Below are 18,793 nucleotides of genomic sequence, written 5' to 3'. Positions count from 1 at the left end.
CCGGCCCGTCCTGCCTACTGCCCTGCCTACTGTCCTGCCGCGAGGGGCTGTTCGTCCGCCGCCCGCCCGATCAGCTCGGCCAGCTCCGCCACGGCCAGGCTGCCGGGCTCGCGGCGCTCCCGCACCCAGCGGTGCACCAGCTCCTGGAGCAGCTCGTTGACGGGCGTCGGCACCCCGCAGCCGCGCCCCAGCAGCACGACCTCCCCGTTCAGGTAGTCCACCTCGGCGGACCGGCCGCCCCGCTTGAGGCTCTGCCAGGTCGAGCCGTGCCCGGCCCCCGGGTCCGACGGCCGGCGCTCGACCGCGCCGAGGCGCAGTTCGGTCAGCTCCTCGGGCGTCGCGAACGCGATGCCCGAACGCTCCAGCACCGCGACGGCCTCGGCCCGCGCCCGGACGGCCAGCTCCGCGGATTCGGCCCCGGGCCGCTGCCCGCACAGCGCGTCGACGGCGTTGGCCAGGTTGTCGACCAGCTTGCCGTACTTCCAGCGCAGCACGTCCTCGACCACCTCGGCCCGGAAGTCGGCCGCGGTGAGGTCGGCGGCGATCTGCCGGACGGTGTCGTCGGCGCCGTCCGGGTAGCGGCCCAGGGCGAGGGCGCCGGTGCGCGGCCCGCACCAGGTGCGCACCTCGCCCGGGGTGAGGAAGGCGGCCGGCAGTACGACCATGGCGCCGTACACCCGGCGGAAGTGCCGCAGCGCCAGCCGCTCGTTCTCCACCCCGTTCTGGAGGCAGACCAGCGGCAGCCGGGCGCCGGCCCGCGCACCGGCCGGGCCGACCGGGCGGTCGGCCCAGTCGGCCAGCGCGGCCGCGGTGTCCTGGGTCTTGACGGCCAGCAGCAGGACGTCGCCCTCGCGCAGCTCGACCTCCTGCGGACCGGCGGCCACCGGGATCCGGGCGGTGTCCGCCCCCGCCGGGCCGTGCACGGTCAGCCCGTGCTCGCGCAGCGCCGCGCCGTGCTCGCCGCGCGCGACCAGGACCACCTGCCGCCCGGCCCGGTGCAGCCGCGCGCCGACCACGCCGCCGACCGCCCCGGCGCCGATCACGATGTACCGCTCGTCCATCGACTCCTACTCCTCCCAGCTGATCCCGTTCGCGTACCACGCGGCCAACTCATCGGCGTTGGCGGCGATTTCGGCCGCGTCCCGGCCAATGATCACATAGCCGCCGAGGTAGTCCCCGGACTTCTCGCCGCCGTGGTAGCGGTGTCCGACCGTGCCCTTGATCCGCTCCTCGACCACGAAGGACGGCGGGTCCTGCGGCAGCCCGGTCAGCCGGCCCTGCCCGGGGTAGAACAGCACCCAGCCGCCGGAGCCGCCCGGCGGCACGGCCCGCAGCTCCTCGGCCCGGGGGATCCGCTCGCCGAGCTGGGCGGCGAACCAGCGCTGGTCCAGGTCGAAGCCGGTGGCGGCGCGGATCGCCCCGGTGGTGCGGGCCCCGCCGGTCCGGCTGGCGACCTCGCAGAGCACCAGGCGGTCGTCGGGGGTGAGGAAGACCTCCAGGTGGAAGTTGGTGCAGTCCGGCGTCGGGAGCACCGCCAGCACCGTCTCGGCGTACTCGATCAGGCGCTCCACCAGCGGCTCGCCGCGGTTCATCTGGGCCGAGCCGAGGTAGCCGCCGGAGTGGAAGGTGAGGCAGTCGTTGAGGTAGTGCGAGACGAACACGGCGGCCAACCGGCCCTCGGTGACCAGGCCGTCGACGACGTACATCCGGCCGTCGACGAAGCGCTCCACCTCGGCGTGCTCGGGCAGGCCCCCGGCGAGCAGTTCGGTGAGGTCGGCCTCGTCGCGCAGCACCACGGTGCCCTTGGAGCCGGAGCCCAGGGCGGGCTTCACCACCACCGGGTAGCCGTGCTCGCGGAGGAAGCCGAACAGGTCGAGGGCGACCCGCACCGGCGCGAACTCCGGTACGTCCAGGCCCTTCTCGCGCAGCATCGTCTTCATCAGGACCTTGTCGCGGAAGGCCAGGGCGCTGTCCCAGTGCTGGCCGGGCAGGCCGAGCAGCTCGCGCAGCCGGGCGGCCCGCAGCACGTCCCGCTCGCCGCGGGCGATCACCGCGGCGAAGTCCTGGTCGGCCAACTCCATGGCCACCCGCTCCAGTTCGCTGCCGCCGTGGTAGCCGGAGATCGACCGGGCGGCCGGCAGGTGGGCGTACTGCGGGTACTTCTCCTCGGAGACCAGCAGGGTCAGCCGGACGCCGAGTTCGGCCGCCCAGACGTCGTACGGGGTGTCGGCGTGGTCGCTGTCCACCAGCACCAGGGCGTGCGGGGCGGTCGCCCCGGTGGCCGGCTGCTGCGGCGGTCGTGCTTCCGTCTCCATTGCTCCTCCAGTCGGATGGTGGGCGGGGGCCGGCTCCCGGCCGGGGTCTACTCCCGACGGGGGCCGACTCCCGGCCGGGGGTCAACTCCCGCGCCGGGGTCAGCTCCTGGCCAGGGCGGGCTGGGCCACCGGCTGCATCACGCCGTGCAGGTGGACCAGGCTGTCGCCCGGCGCGCCCCGGCGGACCTCCGTGACGGCGGCCGTGACCACGTGGTGGTCGCCCAGGGTGCGGACGTCGTACCGGGTGCAGACCAGCCAGCTCAGGCAGCCGTCGAGCAGCGGGACCTGGTGCGGCCCGGGGTGCCAGCGGGTGTCCGGGCCGAAGCGGTCGGCGCCCGGGGTGGCGAACAGCCGGGCCAGCTCCTGCTGGTGGGCGCCGAGGATCTGGACGCCGAACCACTCGCTGTCCCGGACCCGCGGCCAGGTGCTGGACGTCTCCGCCAGGGCGAAGGAGACCAGGGCCGGGCTGGCGCTGACCGAGGTGAAGGAGGTGATCGTCACCCCGACCGGCCCGGGCGCGGTGAGCACCGCGATCCCGGCCGCGTGCGGGCGCAGCGCGGCGCGCAGTTCCTTGGCGTCGACGCTCACTCGGCGGCCCCCGGGCCGGGGGCCGGGGCGGCGCCGACCAGCCGGTCCGGGCGGGCCGCGATGGTGGCCAGGGTGCGGGCCGGCGGGCCGGTCTCGGCGGGCGCGGTCCGGATCGCGATCCGGGCGGCGAGGGCGCTCGCCCGCTCGGCCGCGTCCCGGCCGTCCCGGCCGCGGGCCAGCACCAGGCCGCAGCGGTCGTAGGACCAGGCGATCGGCACCACGGTGTCGCCCGGGGCGACGCTCACCGAGGCGTCGACGACCGCCGGGTCGGCGAGCACCCCGTCCAGGCCCTCGACCGAGGCGACCACGCCGGGTTCGGCGGTCAGGAAGCGGATCGAGGCGCCGCAGGACGGCTCCCCGGGCCGGACCGGGTCGGTGCGCCCGGCGTACCAGAGGAAGGCCAGGGCGTCGGTGTCGATCCCGTAGACCTCCTTCACCAGGTCGGTGATCCGGTCCCCGCCGCGCCGGCTGTGCGACTCGACCAGCCGGGGCCCCTGTTCGGTGAGGATCACCTCGGTGTGCGCGGGGCCGTCGGCCAGGCCGACGGTGTCGAGCATCGCGAAGACCAGGTCCTCGACCCGGCGGGCGGTGGCGTCCTCCAGCGGGGCGGGCTGGGTGTGGCCGACCTCGACGAAGGAGGCGAGCTTCTCCTTGGCCGTGAAGGCGAGCACCACGTGCCGGCCGGCGTAGCTGAAGGTCTCCACGCTGATCTCGGTGCCCGACAGGAACTGCTCCATCAGGAAGGAGTGCAGTCCGAAGCCGGCCGCCCAGGCGCCCGCCTCGTCGACGGCGGCGAGGTCCTCGACGAAGCGCACCCCGAGGCTGCCGGAGCCGTAGCGCGGCTTGATCACGGTCGGGCCGTGCTCGGCCACGAAGGCGCGGATGTCCTCGGTGCCGTGCCCGATCCGGGCCGCGACGGCGTCCACGCCGCGCTCGGCGAGCAGGGTGCGGAAGGCCAGCTTGTCCTGGAGCACCTGGACGAGGTCCAGCCCGTTGCCGGGCAGGCCGAGCCGGGTGGTCGCGGCGGCGGCCGGCTCCAGGCCGTCCTCGATGATCGAGACCACCCGGACCAGCGGGCGGGACCGGTGCACGGTGGCGAGCAGTTCGGCGACGGCGGCGGGCTCCCGGTAGTCCGTCAGGTAGGCCTCGGCGACGTGCGCCAGGCCGGCCGGGTCCAGCTCCTGCGGCCCGTACACCCAGACGATCTCGAAGCCCGCGGCGCGCACCTTGCGCAGGGTGGCGGGGGTGCCGCCGATCACGGCGATCCGCGGCGCGGGCGCGCCCTCGGCGGGGCTGGTGCGCTCGCTCATGACCGCAGCTCCCGTCCGGCCTCGGACTCCAGCCAGCGGACCAGCTCGACGTTGTCGGCCTGCTCCGGCAGCTTCTCCCGGGCGTCCTCCCAGAGCGCCCGGCAGGCCCGGCCCAGGTCGGAGCGGCCGCCGGCGGCCGCCAGCAGCCGGTCGGCGATCCGCAGGTCCTTGAGCATCAGCCGCAGGGCGAAGCCGGAGTCGAAGGTGCCGGTCAGCACGTGCGCCGGGAACTTGGTCTCGGAGGCGTGGTTGCGGCCGGTGGAGGCGTTCACCACCTCCAGCATGACGGCCGGTTCGAGGCCGAACGCCCGCCCCGCGAGCAGGACTTCGGCGGTGGCGGCGAGGCTGACCGAGGACAGCAGGTTGTTCAGCGCCTTCAACGCGTGGCCGGCGCCGGACGGGCCGACCCGGTACACCCGGCCGAGGGCGGTGAGCGCCGGCTCGGCCAGGTCGAGGGCCTGCGGGTCGCCGGCCGCCATCAGGGTCAGCTCGCCGCCGCGGGCCGCCGCCGGGCTGCCGGAGACCGGGGCGTCCACCACGTGCACGCCGTACCGGGCGGCCAGTTCGCGCAGTTCCCGGGTGTCGGCCGGGTCGCTGGAGCCGGTGTCGACCAGCACCGAGCCGGCCGCCATGGCCGGCAGCAGCTGCTCGGCGACGGCCCGGACGGCGGCGCCGTCCGGCAGCATGGTGACCACGACCGGCGCGGCCAGGCCGGCGGGCGCGGCCGCGGCGGTGATGCCGCTCTGCTCGGCCGCCCGTTCGGCGGCGGCGGCGTCCAGGTCGAAGGCCGCCACCTCGAAACCGGCCTCGGCCAGGCGCCGGCACATGCCGCCGCCCATCGTCCCGAGTCCGGCGAATCCGATCCGCATGGTCGGTCTCCCTACGTTCGCATCCATCACGTTGTCGTCAATTCGGTTTCCCGGGACGGGAGTTTGGCGTGCCCGGCGAGCGCGACCCGCTCCGCCGCGGCACCGGTCAGCGCGAACACCGCGGCCGCGCCGATCCAGCCGACCGCGCCGGAGCCGAGCAGCAGCCCGGTGACCACCACCGGTCCGAGCACCCGCTGGCCGGCCAGGCCGAGGCCGAACACGGCCAGGTAGCGGCCGCGCGCCTCGGGCGGGGCGAGCTCGATGGACAGGCTCCAGGTGGCCGAGGTGCTGACCACCTCGCCCACCGACAGCGCCACGATCGCCAGCACCAGCATCAGGACGGACGCCGCGCCGTGCACCGCGCCCGCCGCGGCGAAGCACAGGCTGCAGGCGGCCAGCGCGATCCCGCCCCACAGCAGCATCCGGCTGCTGCGCCGCACCTCGTCGGCGAGCCGGCTCACCGGCAGCTGGGCGACCACCACCAGGACGGTGTTGAGCGCGTACAGCACCGACACGGTGGCGTGCGGGGCGGTGGTGTGGTCCAGCACCCAGACCGGCATCGCCACCAGCAGCAGCACGTCGAAGAAGGACAACAGGAAGTTCAGGCCGGTCAGCGCCAGGTAGTGGCGGTCCGGCAGGGCCCGGGGGCCGCCGCCGACGGGGGTGGCGGCGGCGGCCGGTCGGGGCGGGGCGGGCACCCGCAGGACCAGGACGGCGCCGCCCAGGAACGCCGCGGTGATCAGCACCATGGTGATCCGGTACGCCTCGACGGTGTCGAGGGTGAGCGTCACCCCGCCGGCCATGGCGCCGAGCCCCAGGCCGATGTTGCGCACCACGTTGACCAGACCGAGCAGCCGGCTGCGGTCGCGCTGCTGCGGCAGCGCGGCCGCGACCAGGGCCTGGAGCACCGGCGGGCCGGCCCGGTCGAAGGCCACCGAGAAGAGGGTGACCAGCAGGTACTGCCAGAGGTCCGTCACGAACGCGAAGGCGAGGAAGCAGAGTCCGCGCCCCGCGTACACGGTGGCGAGCACCCGCCGGGCGCCGTGCCGGTCGGCGAGCACCCCGGCCAGCAGCGAGCCGGCCAGGGCGGCGGCGCCGGCCACCGCGAGGCCGGTCGCCACCTGGTTGGCGGACAGCCCGACGTGCCGGGTGAACCAGGCGATCGAGCTGGCCGTGAACAGGCCGATGCCCAGGGACTGGACGAGTGCGGCCAGGGCCAGTCGGCGCCCTTCGGCGGAGAGCTCCCGCAGACCGACCGGCCGCCGCATCACTCGACCCCGAAGTCGAAGTCGACCAGTTCGGTCAGCTCCATCTCGCGCACGATCCGGCGGATGCCGGAGAAGTCGCGCACCAGCAGGTTGCTGCCCGCGGCCCGCCGGCAGTCCTCGACGATCTCGTCGGCCTTCTCGAACCCGGCGTGCTTGAGGATGCCGGGCCAGACCGCGAAGTCCTGGGCGACGAAGGCGTTCAGGGCCTCGGGCAGGGCGCCGACGAAGGCCCGCTGCTGCTCCTTGTTCAGGTGGGTGTAGAGGCCCTTGGCGACCTCGACCATCACGGAGGAGTGGGCGGACTCGTCGCGGGCGTGCAGCCGGGGCACCAGCGCGTGCAGCGGCTGGACGGTCTCGTCCCGGGAGAGCAGCTCCAGGTAGGCGTTGACGCTGATCTCCGAGACGGTCGTCCAGACCAGCTTGAGGAGGTCGCGCTCCCACTTCTCGGAGACCTTGGCCTCGGCCTCCAGCAGCCGCCGGTAGGTGACGGTGTGCGGGTAGGCCGGCTCGGCGGTCACCTCGCGCAGCTCCCGGGTGCGCTGCATGGCGACCATGTGCATGTAGGTGTGCCACACCTCGTCGACGTGGGTCTGCTGCACCGCCCGCTTGGTGTGCACGCCGTCGGCGCCGGGGAAGACGCCGTGCATGATCATCGCGAAGGTCGGGTTGGCGACGTACTCCTCGGCCGCGATGACCCGCTCGTTGTAGACCAGCCAGGCCAGCGTCTGCACGGTCCGCCGCTGCTCCGGGGTGGCGGCCAGCCAGAGCGGGTGCTCGGCGAAGGGCAGCAGCCGCTCGGGGTAGTCGGGCAGCGCGGCGTCGTACTCCGCGGGGTCGGGGTCGGTGATCCGGTCCAGGTCGGTGCGGACGGTGGCGCGGCGCGGCCAGGACGCGGCGAGCCGGCGCAGCACCGTCTCGTCGATGCCGTGGGCGTGGTCGTCGGGCCCGTCCGCGGCCTCCGGGGCGCCGGGGGTGTCGAGGTCGTGCAGCAGATCGGTCATCGGTCCTCCTCCTTGCGGGACACCGCGTCGATGACGTCGGCGAGCAGCGTGATGCCGTGCGTCAGCCGGTCCTCGGCGAGCACGATCGGCGGCATGATCTTGAGCACCTGGCCGCGCGCACCGGTGGTCTCCACCAGCAGCCCGGCGGCGAACGCGGCGCGCGAGACCTTGTCCGCGAGGGCGGGGTCGGTGAAGCCGAGGCCGCGGATCAGGCCCCGGCCGCGCGGGGTGCAGCCGAGCGCGGCGAAGCGCCGGGCGAGGTCGGCCAGCAGGCCGTCCAGCACCTTCACCCGGGCGGCCAGGCCCTCGGTGAACGCCGGGTCGGCCCAGTGGTCCAGGACGGCGGCGGCGGTGACGAAGGCCAGGTTGTTGCCGCGGAAGGTGCCGCTGTGCTCGCCCGGGCCGAGCTGGTCCAGCTCCGGCTTGACCAGCACCAGCGCCATCGGCAGCCCGTAGCCGCTGATCGACTTGGACAGGCACACCAGGTCCGGGGTGATGCCGGACTCCTCGAAGCTGAAGAAGGTGCCGGTCCGGCCGCAGCCGGCCTGGATGTCGTCGACGATCAGCAGGATGTCCCGCTCCCGGGCGACCTGCGCCAGCCGGCGCAGCCACTCGGGGGTCGCGGTGGCCAGGCCGCCCTCGCCCTGCACGGTCTCCACCACGAAGGCCGCGGGCTTGTCCATGCCGCTGCCCGGGTCGTCCAGCATCCGGGTCAGGTAGTCGATGGTGTCGACGCCCTCGCCGGCGAAGCCCTCGTACGGCATCCGCACCACGTTGCCCAGCGGGACGCCGGCCGCGTCGCGCTTGAAGGCGGTGGCGGAGGCGGCGAGCGCGCCGAGCGAGAGGCCGTGGAAGCCGCCGGTGAAGGCGACGATGTCGGTGCGGCCGGTGACCCGGCGGGCCGTCTTGAACGCGGACTCGATCGCGTTGGTGCCGGTCGGGCCGGTGAACTGGACCCGGTAGGAGAGGCCGCGGGGGGCCAGCACGACCTCCTGGAAGCGCTCCAGGAAGCGGCGCTTGGCGCCGGTGTGCAGGTCCAGCCCGTGCACCGGACCGTCCGCGAGCAGGTAGTCCACCAGCGCCTGGCGGGCGTCGGCCGGGTTGTGACCGTAGTTCAGCGCGCCGGCACCGGACAGGAAGTCCAGGTACTCGCGGCCGTCCTCGTCCCACATCCGGTGCCCGCTGGCCCGGGTGAAGACCGCCGGGAAGCGCCGGCAGTAGGTGCGGATCGCGGACTCCAGCTGGTCGAAGACCTCGGTGCCGGAGGAGGGGCCGGTGGGCAGGGTGGTGGTCGTCATCGGGCGCTCCAGGGCTCGGTCGCGGAGATCCGCTCGGTCTCCTCGGGGGTCAGGACGGTGCGCGGCGACAGCGGGAAGCTGCCGTCCAGGGTGAGCCCGATCAGCTCGCGCAGGCGGTCCGCGATCAGGTCCGGGGTGTAGCGGGTCGGGGCCTCGGCGGCCTCGATCACCGCGGTCGGCGGGAAGAACCGGCCGCCGCGGGCCGGGCGGACCACCGCGTCCCAGACGTTGAGGCTCTGTCCGCCCCACTCGGCCCGGCCGCTGAACACCGAGTACAGCGGGATGCCGGCGGCGTGCGGGCGGCTCAGCGCCCGGTTGACGGGCTCGCTGACCATCTCGACGATCAGGCCGGCCGCGCCCGCGTCCCGCACCCGGCGGGCCTGGGCGAACATCCGCTCCGCGTCCTCGACGCTGTCGCCGTGCCGGCTCAGCTCGCCGCGCTGCGGGGTGTAGCCGAGGTGGCCGAGGGTGGTGCCGCCGGTCCGCGCGAGCGCCTCCAGGCAGTCGAGGTCGCCGTCGCCGGCCAGCTCGACCTTCACCGCGTCGGCGCCCGCCGCCCGGAACCGCTCGCCGGCGGCGAGGGCGGCCGCGGGGCTCGCGGTCGCGCCGTCCGGCAGGTCGGCCAGCAGGAAGGGCCGGCGGTGGGCCGGGAAGTGCGCGTCGATCGCCTCGCGCACCTCGGCGACCAGCCCGGTCAGGGTGGCCATCGCCCACTCGCGCTCGGCGTCGTCGGCCAGCGCGGTGCTCGGGCGGCCCAGGTGGGTCATGAAGTAGGAGTCGCCGACCATCACGCACTCCAGCGGGCAGTCGGCCAGTTCGGGCCCCTCCAGCGCCCGGGCCAGGCCCTCCACCTCGTAGCCCCGGTAGGCGTTGACCTTGAGGCCGACGCGCGACGGCGCGTCGTAACGGCGCAGGAACGGAGCCAGGCCGGAATGCTCCAGGACCACCGTGTCAGTGCTCATCGATGCCCTCCCCGTAGATCTTGTTGATGCGGTCGATCGCCTCCGCCACCAGCGGCGGCGTGGCGGCGGTGAAGCAGAGCCGGGCCCAGTCGGCGCAGTGGGCGCCGAACACCCGGCCGGGGGCCAGTCCCACGCCCAGCTCGGCGCAGCGGCGGACGAAGCGTTCGCCGTCGCCGTAGGCGGCCAGGTCGAGGAAGGTGTACAGCCCGCCGGAGACCGCGGTGTGCGGGACCTCCAGCTTGGAGTCCGCGAGCCACCAGGCCGCGGCGGCCCGGTCGCGGCGGCGGGTGAGCTCCTCGGCCGGGGTGCGCAGCGCCTCGTACGCGGCGAACTGGGCCGCGGTGGAGACCGAGTAGAGCGAGTGCAGGGACCACTTGGTGAGCGCCTCGGCCAGGCCGGGCGGCGAGACCAGGAAGCCCACCCGGGCGCCCGGCATCGCGTAGGTCTTGCTGCAGCTGTACACCGAGAAGGTGCGCTCGGCGGCCCGCCCGACGGTGGCCGGGTCGACGAAGCCGGTCCGGGTGAAGTCGTAGTTCTCGTAGGCGTTGTCGGCGATCAGCCACAGGTCGTGCCGCTCGGCCAGCTCGGTGAGCGCCGCCAGCTGGGCCTCGCTGAGCCGGTAGCCGGTCGGGTTGTTGGGGTTGTTGAAGTAGATCGCCCGGGTGCGGTCGGTCACCGCCCGCTCGATCACCGACAGGAAGTCGAAGTCGGCGTCGGCGCTGAGCTCCAGGAAGACCGGCACCTCGCGCGGCACCCCGCCGGCCGCCCACACCAGGCCGGTGGCGAACAGCCACTGCGGGGACAGCACCAGCACCTCGTCGCCCTGGCCCAGGATCGCGTGCAGCAGCACCGAGATGGCGTGGGTGCCGCCGTTGCTGACCAGCACCTGCGCGGGCTCGACCGGGCTGCCGCGGCGGGCCGCCAGGTGCTCGGCGAAGGCCTCGCGCAGCTGTCGGACGCCGCCGGGCGGGGCGTGCTGGTGGGCGGCGGTGGCGAACTCCTCGGCGTTCCACGGCCGGGGGCGGGCGCAGGGCTCGAAGACCGTCTTGCCCTGGTGCAGGCCGATCGGGGCCAGGTCGCCGCTGCGGCTGAGCAGTTCCTCGACCTGGACCAGGGGCGAGGGGGGAATCTCTCTGAGGTCTCGTGCCAGTGACGGCATGCTCGGATGCTCCTCGGGTTCTCGGATGACGTGCGAGCTGTTCAGACGTTCTCGGCGCGGGCGGCGGCGCCGTGGGCGGGGCGGTCCAGGCCGAGGTTCTCGCGCAGCGTGGTGCCCTCGTACTCGGTGCGGAACAGGCCGCGGCGCTGGAGTTCGGGGACGACGAGGTCGGCGAAGTCGGTCAGGCCGTCCGGCAGCACCGGCGGCATCACGTTGTAGCCGTCGGCCGCGCCGCCGGTGAACCACTCCTCCATCGCGTCCGCGATCTCCTCCGGGGTGCCGATCAGCACCCGGTGGCCGCGGCCGCCGGAGACGGACTGGTAGAGCTGCTTGATGGTCAGCCCCTCGCGCCGCGCCTTGTCGTAGACCAGCCGCTGCCGGCTGGTGCTGCCCTGGGTCTCGGGCAGTTCGGGCAGCGGGCCGTCCACCGGGCTGCCGGAGACGTCGACGTCGCCGAGCAGCTGGGTGAGCAGGCCGAACCCGACCACCGGGTCGACGAGTTCCTGAAGTACGGCGTACTTGTCCTCGGCCTCGGCGCGGGTGCGGCCGACCACCGGGAACAGCCCCGGCATGATCTTCACCTGCTCCGGGTCGCGCCCGTGCGCCCGGACCTGCTCGCCCATCGCCCGGTAGAAGGCCTGCCCCTCCTCCAGGGTCTGGCTGGCGGTGAAGATCACCTCGGCCCACCGGGCCGCGAAGTCCTGGCCGTCGGCGGAGGCGCCGGCCTGGATCAGCACCGGGTAGCCCTGCGGCGGGCGGGCCACGTTGAGCGGGCCGGCGACCGAGAAGTGCTCGCCCTTGTGGCCGAGGACGTGCAGCTTCTCGGGCCGGAAGAACTGCCCGCCGTCCTTGTCGAAGAGGAAGGCGTCGTCCTCCCAGCTGTCCCACAGCCCGGTGACCACCTCCATGAACTCGCGGGCCCGGTGGTAGCGGGCGCCGTGGTCCGGCTGGGAGTCCCGGTTGAAGTTGCGGGCCTCGGCGTCGGTCACCGAGGTGACGATGTTCCAGGCCGCCCGGCCCGCGCTCAGGTGGTCGATCGAGGCGAACTTGCGGGCCAGGTGGAACGGCTCGTTGTAGGTGGTCGAGGCGGTCGCGGCCAGGCCGATCCGCTCGGTGTGCACCGAGAGCGCGGACAGCAGGGTGATCGGGTCGAACTGCAGGAACCGTCCCCAGCGGCTGAGTTCGTCGGCGTCCTGGTACGGCGTGCGGATGCCGACGCCGTCCGCGACGAAGAACATGTCGAACTTGGCCCGCTCGGCCGTGCGCACCAGGTCCCGGTAGTGGCCGAAGTCCAGGCCGCCGTCGGCCCGCGCCGCCGGGTGCCGCCAGGAGGCGACGTGGTACCCGGGGACGAGCATGAACGCCCCCAGCTTCATCATCCGGCGTGTCCCGCCCATGACCTTTTCCTCCCTGTCCGTTGACGATCGGTCCCGACCCCGCGGGTCGTTCACTCGCCCGTCGTTCACTCGCCGGTCGTTCACTCGCCGGGGGCGAACTCCGGCCCGGTCACACCCCAGTGGGTGTCGTCGGTGACCGGCGCGCCCCAGTGGGTGTCGTCCGCGACCGGCACCGGTGCACCCCAGTGGGTGTCGGCCGAGGAGTGCGCCATGCCCCAGTGGGTGTCGTCGACCGACCCGCTGCCCGGGCCGGCGACCGCCAGGACCACCCCGACCGCCATCGCGCCGGCCGCCAGGCCGAGCACGGTGCGGATCATGATCCGGGTCTTCGTCATTGCGCTCTCCCCCATGTGCTGTTCGCTGTGCTGTCGTGCGCCTTCGCCCGGCCCGGGGTGTGGTCCCGGTCCGGTTCCGCCGGGCGGCCCCGGCTGGGACCAGTCCAGACCGGTGCGCTTTCCAACCACCTTTCACGGGGCCTCCGCCGCGGCCCGAGTGTCGAAAGGCGATCAGAAGGACTCCAGAAGGGGGTTGCGCTCACGGCCCCCGGGACGGCGGTTCCGCGTGAGCCTCCGGGCGGGGCCTTCGGACGGGCTTCCGGCCGGGCTCGCGGACGGGAACGCGCGTGCGGGAACGCCGAAGGGCCGCCCCCGCCGGATGGCGGAGGCGGCCCTCGGGGCCTGTCTCTTGGATCTTGGTACGGGCGGCCGGGTGTCAGGCCTTGACGCGCAGGACGAGCTTGCCGGTGGAGCCGCGGGCCTCCAGGATCTCGTGCGCCTTGACGGCCTCCTCCAGGGCGAGTTCGGTGGTCTCGATCCGGACGGCGCCGGTGGCGAGCTGGCGGGCGGCCTCCACCAGGTGGCCGTGGACCAGGTCGGGCTGCTGGTCGGCGAGGCCGCCGATGTTGTAGCCGGCCACCGTCTTGGCGGTGTACCACATCTGGTTGGCCTCGTAGGTGTGGTCCTGCTGCGAGGCGTTGCCGAAGACCACGTGGCGGCCGAGCGGGGCCAGCAGGTCCAGGGCCTTGGCGCGCAGCGGGCCGCCGATGGAGTCCAGCAGGATGTCGACGCCGCGGCCGCCGGTCACCTCGGCGAGGCGCTCCTCCAGCTCGTCGTAGGTGAACACCTCGTCGTAGCCGAACTTCTCCTTGGCGAACGCGGCCTTGTCGGCGGTGCTCACCGCGCCGTAGACGGCGCCGGCGCCCAGGTTGCGGGCGATCTGCGCGGCGCCGCTGCCCACGCCGCCGGCGCCGGCCAGCACCAGGACGCTCTCGCCCTCGCGGACCCGGGCCACGTCGTGCAGGATCGCCCAGGAGACCGGCAGGTTGCAGGGGAAGGCGGCCGCGACCGGGCCGGGGATGGCGTCCAGCTCGCCGTCGAGGGCGACGGTCAGCCGCTCGCGGGCCACCGCGACCTCGGCGTAGCCGCCGCCGGCCAGGGTGATCGCGGAGACCCGCTGGCCGGGGCGCAGGGTGGTGACGCCCTCGCCGACGGCGCGGACGGTCCCGGTGACCTCCAGGCCGGGGACGTGCGGGGTGCCGGGCTGGAACTGGCCGCGGCGGAACATCACCTCGGCGAAGTTGACGCCCGCGTACTCCACGTCGATCGACACCTCGCCCGCACCGGGCTCGGGGATCTCCACCTCGACGAGGGTCAGGACCTCGGGGCCGCCGTAGCTGTCGAAACGAATGGCGCGCATGGGAATGCCTCCTGGCTGCTGTGCTGTCGAACTGCTGCTGCTACTGGTCTGCCGGCGCCGCGGCGAGCCGCGTGGACCGCGGCGCACCGCGTGAACTGCCGGGTACTGCGTGAACTTCCGCTCACGGCGGCGTACTTCGGTGGACCGGGCCGGTCCGCTTCGAGCCGCTTCGCGCCCTTGCGGGGCGCGTCGAGCCGCCGAACAGCGGACCGGATCGGTCGGGGGGCGCCCACCCGGGCCGGGGGGACCCGGGCGGGCGCCGGGGGGTGGGACGGTCGGTCGGTCAGTGCTGCGCCGCGCCGTGGCCGAGGCCGGGCAGCCGGCTCCAGCCCCCGCGGTCGGCGTGCTCGGTCAGCACCGGGTCGTCGCCCACCACCGTGGGGTGGCCGACGAGTCGGAGCAGGTCGAGGTCGGAGGAGTGGTCGCCGTAGGCGTGGCACTCCCGCGGGTCGAAGCCGCCCCGGTCGAGCAGCTCGCGGGCGGCGACGGCCTTGGCCGCGCCGATCATCGGCCGCTCCAGTTCACCGGTGAGGATCCCGTCGGCCACCAGCGGGCGGCTGCACAGGACGGTGCCGGCGTCGACGTACCGGGCGATCGGGTCCAGGCAGCCGGGGAAGGACCCGGAGACCAGGACGGTGTGGTGGCCCTGCTCGGTGTGCCGACGGAAGGCGGCCAGGGCGGGGGCGTGGAAGAGCTCCCCCTCCCCGGTCCGCTGCCGGAACCACTGCTCGCCCTGCTCGGCGAGGTCGGCCTCCCGCACGCCGGTGAACAGCCGGTAGTACGCCCGGTTGACCTCCTCGCGCGGCACGCCGCCGTCCGCCAGCCGGCGGAGGGCGCCGTGGTCCCGCGCGTAGTCGGACTCCGGGCGGCCCTCGACCCGGTACCGGAAGGCCAGGAAGTCGAACATGCTCTTGACGTTGATCAAGGTCTCGTCGACGTCGAAGAAGGCCGCGGGGCCGGTCGGGCGGGTCACTGGGTGCTCCTGGGGTTCGTCATGGCGTCCGGGGTCCGTCCGGGATGAGTCCGCGGCCGGTCGGGCCGGGTGGGGTGGGTCAGCGCGAGCCGACGACGACCAGCTCGCCCTCCCGCTCCTGCTCGGTGCGGGCGAGGCGGACCTGCTCGACGGTGCGGGCCGCGCGCTTGCCCTCCTTCTGCGAGATGACGTCGCTCTCGAAGGCGGTGAACTCGACCCGGGACAGCGAGGCGCGGGCGCCGCCCTGGTGGACGGCGATCTCGACGCCGAAGGACAGCCGCTCGGGGTTGTCGATGCTCGCGCTGAGGATCTCGTAGTCGACGGTGGCGTCCAGCGGGAACAGGAAGTTCTCGAAGTCCGTGTCGAAGCTCTTGATCACGTAGTAGTACTGCCGCTCCGGCCAGGCCGAGGCGTAGAACCGCTCGGTGACGGCCAGGAACATCTGCCGCGCCGCCTCGATGATGATCATGCCCTGGATGTGCTGGCCGGTGGTGTGGTCCAGGAGCAGTTCGTTGTCGTTGTCCAGTCTCAGGTCCGCCTGGTAGCGCAGCGCGTCGATCTGGCGCAGGCCGGCGATCAGGACGTTCTGCTCGCGGTGCTTGTGCGCCTCGTCCCGATAGGCCAGGCTCGGCTGCAGCCCGGGCACCGAGATGCGGTCGGCCGCACCGTAGCGGGTGATCTCACGGGCCACCCAGTCCCACTCGTACGAGCTCATGCCCTGACCGTTGATCAGCGTCAGGCGGAGCTCGGGGTCACTGTAGCGCCCCGCCCGCAGCTCCTTGACGAACCCACCCGCGGTGGCCACTCCGTCGTTCGTGGCCAGAGCGCCGAAGCGGTCGCCGACCAGGTACAGAACCTCGGTCCGATGCGTCATGTCAATGCCCCCATCACATGAAGTGCGCGTGGCGCGCGTCTCTGAACAGGCAAAAGGCTGAATTGCAGCCCTCTCCCGCCTTCCTGACGGGAGGCCAGCTGCCCAGGACAGTATCAGCATTCGTAGACAGCTTACGACCCTGTCTCATATCAAGACTTCCTCAAGAATCCCGATGCAAGGTCAACCGACCGCCTTGACGGCCGCCACGGCGAACCTATAGCGTCCTCTGTCATGAGTAAGAACCCTGATACCAACCAGGGTTCTTGCTGCTAATCGAACTCATCGACACCTTCGACATCGGAGTCCTCGACCCATGAAGAGCTACCCACGCACCACGCTCGCCGCGGTGTGCATCGCCGGCGGGCTGCTCCCCGCCTCGCTCACCGGCGCCTCGGTGGCCCTGCCGAAGATCGCCACCGACCTGGGCGCGGGCCTCGGACCGCTCCAGTGGGTGGTCAACGGCTACAACCTGACCTTCGCCAGCTTCATGCTCGCCTGCGGCGCCATCGCCGACCTGGTCGGCCGCCGCAGAATGCTGGGCATCGGCATCACGCTCTTCGGCCTCTGCTCCCTGGTCAGCGGCCTGAGCAGCAACATCTACCTGCTGGACGGCGCCCGCCTGCTGGCCGGCGCGGCCGCCGCCGCGGTGCTCACCGCCGGCAGCGCGGTGCTCGCCACCACCTTCTCCGGGCCCGCCCAGGCCAAGGCCTTCGGCGTCCTCGGGTCCTCCTTCGGCGTCGGACTCGCCCTCGGCCCCTCCACCTCCGGCCTGCTGGTCTCCTCCTTCGGCTGGCGCTCGGTCTTCCTGCTGCACGCGGCGATCGACCTGGCCCTGCTGCTGGCCCTGCCGCGGATCACCGAGTCCCGTGACCCGGGCGCCCGCGGCGTCGACTGGGGCGGCACCGTCACCTTCACCACCAGCCTCGCGCTGGTCACCCTCGCCATGGTCGAGGGCCCCCAGCAGGGCTGGACCAGCCCCGTCGTGCTCGGCCTGCTGGCCGGCTTCGTGCTGCTGCTCGCGCTCTTCGTGATCGTCGAACTGCGCCAGGAGCGCCCGATGTTCGACATCTCCCTGTTCACCCAGGGCCGCTTCGTCGCGATCTGCTTCGTCCCCGTCGCGCTCGCCTTCGGCTTCGTCTGCCTGCTGGTCTTCCTGCCCTCCTACTTCATGGGCGCCAACCGGTTCAGCAGCTCCGAGGCCGGCGCCGTGATGCTGCTGCTCACCGCCCCCGTGCTGGTCTTCCCGATCATCGCCGGTCGCCTCGCCCAGAAGATCTCGGTCCGCACCCTGCTGGCCGTCAGCCTGCTGCTGGTCGCCGGCGGCGCCGCCTGGCTCACCACCATCCACCCGGGCATCGGCGTGGCCGGCCTGATCGGTCCGTTCCTGATCATCGGCACCGGCGTCGGCATCTCCTTCGGCCTGCTGGACGGCGCCGCGATCGGCTCCGTCCCGCCGGAGCGGGCCGGCATGGCCGCGGGCATGTTCAACACCATGCGCCTGGCCAGCGAGGCGATCGCCATCGCCGGCATGGGCTCCGTCCTGGTCAGCCTGGTCAGCTCCAACGTCTCCGAGAACCTCGACTCCTACGGCAGCGGCTTCACCGGCAACCCGGACGGCCTCGCCGCCAAGGTCGCCCAGGGCAACCTGGCCGACCCGGAGTCCGGTGTCGCCGAGGCCGGCCGCCAGGCCTTCCACACCTTCCTCGCCGACGGCTACACCGACGCGCTGCGCACCGTGCTGTGGATCCTGGCCGGCGTGGCCGCGCTCAGCGCCCCGCTGATCGCCGTGATGCTCCGTGACCGCAAGGCCGCCGCCTCCGCGGTGACCGCCCCGGAGGCCGAGCAGGCCCCGGAGCCGGTCGGCGCCGGGCGCTGACGCCCGCCTCGACCGGCCTGACGGCCAGACCCGAGCGACCGGTCCGGGAGGGGCGCGGTGAACCCGCCGCCCCGCCCGGACCGCTCCGCCTCCGCACCTCCCGCACCTCCGCCACCCGCTGCACCCGCTGCCGTCCGCCGCACCCCCGAACCACCGCGAAGGAAGAGAACATGCACAGCCGCCAGCTCGGCCCCACCGGCCTCGACGTCGGAGCCATCGGCCTCGGCTGCATGGGGATGACCGACTTCTACACCACCGGCGGCTACGACGAGGCCGCCTCGGTCGAGGTCGTCCACCACGCCCTCGACCAGGGCATGAACCTGATCGACACCGCGGACGTCTACGGCCCGCACAGCAACGAGGAGTTGCTCGGCCGGGCACTGGCCGGCCGCCGGGAGCGGGCCGTCCTGGCCACCAAGGTCGGGCTGGTCCAGGAGCCGGACCGGCCGATGTACCGCAACGGCCGCCCCGAGCACATCCACGCCTCGATCCGTGCCTCGCTCAAGCGCCTCGGCACCGACCACGTCGACCTGTACTACCTGCACCGGGTGGACCCGGACGTCCCGCTGGCCGAGTCCTGGGGCGCGATGGCCGAACTGGTGGAGGCCGGCCTGGTCCGCGGCATCGGCCTCTCCGAGGTCGGCGTCGAGGAGCTGGCGGCCGCGCAGGCCGTCCACCCGGTCGCCGCCGTCCAGACCGAACTGTCGCTGTGGAGCCGGGAGGTGCTCGCCGACGTGCTGCCCTGGTGCTCGGCCCACGGCGCCGCCTTCGTCCCGTACTCCCCGCTCGGCCGCGGCTTCCTCACCGGCGGCTACACCAGCCCGGACGCCTTCGCGCCGGACGACTACCGCACCGCCAACCCGCGCTTCGCCCGGGAGGCCTTCGCCGCCAACCTCGCCATCGTCGAGACCCTGCGGCGGGTCGCCGAACGGCACGGCGCCACCCCGGGGCAGGTCGCCCTGGCCTGGACCCTCGCCCAGGGCGAGCAGGTCGTCCCGATCCCCGGCACCAAGCGGATCGGCCACCTCGCCGAGAACGCCGGCGCGGCCGACCTGCGACTGTCCGACGCCGACCTGACCGAGCTGGACTCCGCGCCGGCCCCGGTCGGCTCGCGCTACTGACACCCCGTCACCCGCGCTCCTCCCCAGCCCGCTCCACCACCCCCGCCCCCACGCCCCACCCCCCGACCCGCACCAACCACGAGGAGA

Annotated in this window: 17 protein-coding genes; 2 read left to right on the top strand and 15 right to left on the bottom strand. The window is 73.7% G+C overall.

The features are described 5' to 3' along the window. Positions 1 to 26: 26 nt before the first annotated feature. The 15 genes from ACFXOZ_RS02395 to ACFXOZ_RS02325 all read right to left on the bottom strand — a co-directional run bounded on the left by ACFXOZ_RS02395 (position 27) and on the right by ACFXOZ_RS02325 (position 15,709). Positions 27 to 1,061 carry a ketopantoate reductase family protein gene (locus tag ACFXOZ_RS02395; protein ID WP_380523176.1) on the bottom strand — a complete coding sequence of 345 codons (1,035 nt, stop codon included), beginning with the start codon at positions 1,059 to 1,061 and terminating at the stop codon, positions 27 to 29. A 6-nt stretch (positions 1,062 to 1,067) separates the two neighbouring features. Next, complete coding sequence (locus ACFXOZ_RS02390; protein WP_375887322.1) at positions 1,068 to 2,315, bottom strand: acetyl-CoA carboxylase biotin carboxylase subunit family protein; 1,248 nt, start codon at positions 2,313 to 2,315, stop codon at positions 1,068 to 1,070. Positions 2,316 to 2,414: 99 nt separating this feature from the next. Next, positions 2,415 to 2,903 (bottom strand): flavin reductase family protein, encoded by a 489-nt coding sequence (locus tag ACFXOZ_RS02385; RefSeq protein ID WP_380586715.1) that lies wholly within the window; start codon positions 2,901 to 2,903, stop codon positions 2,415 to 2,417. Next, on the bottom strand, positions 2,900 to 4,213 hold the full coding sequence (locus ACFXOZ_RS02380) for an ATP-grasp domain-containing protein (protein WP_380396593.1): 1,314 nt from the start codon (positions 4,211 to 4,213) through the stop codon (positions 2,900 to 2,902). Before ACFXOZ_RS02380 ends, ACFXOZ_RS02385 begins: the two co-directional genes overlap by 4 nt. Next, positions 4,210 to 5,082 carry an NAD(P)-dependent oxidoreductase gene (locus ACFXOZ_RS02375; protein WP_380586712.1) on the bottom strand — a complete coding sequence of 291 codons (873 nt, stop codon included), beginning with the start codon at positions 5,080 to 5,082 and terminating at the stop codon, positions 4,210 to 4,212. The genes ACFXOZ_RS02380 and ACFXOZ_RS02375 overlap by 4 nt, the downstream gene beginning before the upstream one ends. A 26-nt stretch (positions 5,083 to 5,108) precedes the next feature. Next, positions 5,109 to 6,350 carry an MFS transporter gene (locus ACFXOZ_RS02370; protein WP_375887313.1) on the bottom strand — a complete coding sequence of 414 codons (1,242 nt, stop codon included), beginning with the start codon at positions 6,348 to 6,350 and terminating at the stop codon, positions 5,109 to 5,111. After that, positions 6,350 to 7,351 (bottom strand): diiron oxygenase, encoded by a 1,002-nt coding sequence (locus ACFXOZ_RS02365; protein ID WP_375887310.1) that lies wholly within the window; start codon positions 7,349 to 7,351, stop codon positions 6,350 to 6,352. The genes ACFXOZ_RS02370 and ACFXOZ_RS02365 overlap by 1 nt, the downstream gene beginning before the upstream one ends. Further along, positions 7,348 to 8,649, bottom strand: a complete 1,302-nt coding sequence (gene ectB / locus ACFXOZ_RS02360) for a diaminobutyrate--2-oxoglutarate transaminase (protein ID WP_380523179.1) — start codon at positions 8,647 to 8,649, stop codon at positions 7,348 to 7,350. The genes ACFXOZ_RS02365 and ectB overlap by 4 nt, the downstream gene beginning before the upstream one ends. After that, the gene (locus tag ACFXOZ_RS02355) at positions 8,646 to 9,611 is read right to left on the bottom strand and encodes a 3-methyl-2-oxobutanoate hydroxymethyltransferase (protein WP_380586709.1); all 966 of its coding nucleotides are present in this window, start codon (positions 9,609 to 9,611) and stop codon (positions 8,646 to 8,648) included. Before ACFXOZ_RS02355 ends, ectB begins: the two co-directional genes overlap by 4 nt. Next, positions 9,601 to 10,770 carry a pyridoxal phosphate-dependent aminotransferase gene (locus ACFXOZ_RS02350; protein WP_375887303.1) on the bottom strand — a complete coding sequence of 390 codons (1,170 nt, stop codon included), beginning with the start codon at positions 10,768 to 10,770 and terminating at the stop codon, positions 9,601 to 9,603. The genes ACFXOZ_RS02355 and ACFXOZ_RS02350 overlap by 11 nt, the downstream gene beginning before the upstream one ends. Before the next feature lie 41 nt (positions 10,771 to 10,811). After that, positions 10,812 to 12,167, bottom strand: coding sequence for an LLM class flavin-dependent oxidoreductase (locus tag ACFXOZ_RS02345; protein WP_380396588.1), 1,356 nt, complete (start codon positions 12,165 to 12,167; stop codon positions 10,812 to 10,814). An 80-nt stretch (positions 12,168 to 12,247) separates the two neighbouring features. Then, the gene (locus tag ACFXOZ_RS02340; RefSeq protein WP_375887298.1) at positions 12,248 to 12,502 is read right to left on the bottom strand and encodes a hypothetical protein; all 255 of its coding nucleotides are present in this window, start codon (positions 12,500 to 12,502) and stop codon (positions 12,248 to 12,250) included. Between the two features lie 376 nt (positions 12,503 to 12,878). After that, positions 12,879 to 13,862, bottom strand: a complete 984-nt coding sequence (locus tag ACFXOZ_RS02335) for a zinc-binding alcohol dehydrogenase family protein (protein WP_375887295.1) — start codon at positions 13,860 to 13,862, stop codon at positions 12,879 to 12,881. A 283-nt stretch (positions 13,863 to 14,145) separates the two neighbouring features. Then, complete coding sequence (locus tag ACFXOZ_RS02330; RefSeq protein ID WP_375887293.1) at positions 14,146 to 14,835, bottom strand: HAD family hydrolase; 690 nt, start codon at positions 14,833 to 14,835, stop codon at positions 14,146 to 14,148. Between the two features lie 79 nt (positions 14,836 to 14,914). Next, positions 14,915 to 15,709 (bottom strand): AfsA-related hotdog domain-containing protein, encoded by a 795-nt coding sequence (locus ACFXOZ_RS02325; protein WP_380586705.1) that lies wholly within the window; start codon positions 15,707 to 15,709, stop codon positions 14,915 to 14,917. 313 nt (positions 15,710 to 16,022) lie between these two features. On the opposite strand from ACFXOZ_RS02325, the gene ACFXOZ_RS02320 reads away from it, so the two are divergent. Together ACFXOZ_RS02320 and ACFXOZ_RS02315 are read left to right on the top strand one after the other, a co-directional pair. Next, the gene (locus tag ACFXOZ_RS02320; RefSeq protein ID WP_375887288.1) at positions 16,023 to 17,585 is read left to right on the top strand and encodes an MFS transporter; all 1,563 of its coding nucleotides are present in this window, start codon (positions 16,023 to 16,025) and stop codon (positions 17,583 to 17,585) included. Positions 17,586 to 17,755: 170 nt separating this feature from the next. After that, entirely contained in the window at positions 17,756 to 18,706 is a 951-nt protein-coding gene (locus ACFXOZ_RS02315; RefSeq protein ID WP_375887286.1) for an aldo/keto reductase, read from the top strand. The last annotated feature ends 87 nt before the right edge of the window (positions 18,707 to 18,793 follow it).

The organism is Kitasatospora sp. NPDC059160, assembly GCF_042755465.1.
In the GTDB taxonomy this organism is placed as follows: Bacteria; Actinomycetota; Actinomycetes; order Streptomycetales; family Streptomycetaceae; genus Kitasatospora.
This window is presented reverse-complemented; position numbering and strand designations above follow the sequence as displayed.

Coding starts and splice junctions, on each gene's coding strand:
- ACFXOZ_RS02355 (WP_380586709.1), bottom strand. CDS start 9,611: ATGAGCACTGACACGGTGGTCCTGGAGCATTCCGGCCTGGCTCCGTTC.
- ectB (WP_380523179.1), bottom strand. CDS start 8,649: ATGACGACCACCACCCTGCCCACCGGCCCCTCCTCCGGCACCGAGGTC.
- ACFXOZ_RS02395 (WP_380523176.1), bottom strand. CDS start 1,061: ATGGACGAGCGGTACATCGTGATCGGCGCCGGGGCGGTCGGCGGCGTG.
- ACFXOZ_RS02325 (WP_380586705.1), bottom strand. CDS start 15,709: ATGACGCATCGGACCGAGGTTCTGTACCTGGTCGGCGACCGCTTCGGC.
- ACFXOZ_RS02365 (WP_375887310.1), bottom strand. CDS start 7,351: ATGACCGATCTGCTGCACGACCTCGACACCCCCGGCGCCCCGGAGGCC.
- ACFXOZ_RS02390 (WP_375887322.1), bottom strand. CDS start 2,315: ATGGAGACGGAAGCACGACCGCCGCAGCAGCCGGCCACCGGGGCGACC.
- ACFXOZ_RS02315 (WP_375887286.1), top strand. CDS start 17,756: ATGCACAGCCGCCAGCTCGGCCCCACCGGCCTCGACGTCGGAGCCATC.
- ACFXOZ_RS02345 (WP_380396588.1), bottom strand. CDS start 12,167: ATGGGCGGGACACGCCGGATGATGAAGCTGGGGGCGTTCATGCTCGTC.
- ACFXOZ_RS02370 (WP_375887313.1), bottom strand. CDS start 6,350: ATGCGGCGGCCGGTCGGTCTGCGGGAGCTCTCCGCCGAAGGGCGCCGA.
- ACFXOZ_RS02320 (WP_375887288.1), top strand. CDS start 16,023: ATGAAGAGCTACCCACGCACCACGCTCGCCGCGGTGTGCATCGCCGGC.
- ACFXOZ_RS02375 (WP_380586712.1), bottom strand. CDS start 5,082: ATGCGGATCGGATTCGCCGGACTCGGGACGATGGGCGGCGGCATGTGC.
- ACFXOZ_RS02340 (WP_375887298.1), bottom strand. CDS start 12,502: ATGACGAAGACCCGGATCATGATCCGCACCGTGCTCGGCCTGGCGGCC.
- ACFXOZ_RS02380 (WP_380396593.1), bottom strand. CDS start 4,213: ATGAGCGAGCGCACCAGCCCCGCCGAGGGCGCGCCCGCGCCGCGGATC.
- ACFXOZ_RS02335 (WP_375887295.1), bottom strand. CDS start 13,862: ATGCGCGCCATTCGTTTCGACAGCTACGGCGGCCCCGAGGTCCTGACC.
- ACFXOZ_RS02350 (WP_375887303.1), bottom strand. CDS start 10,770: ATGCCGTCACTGGCACGAGACCTCAGAGAGATTCCCCCCTCGCCCCTG.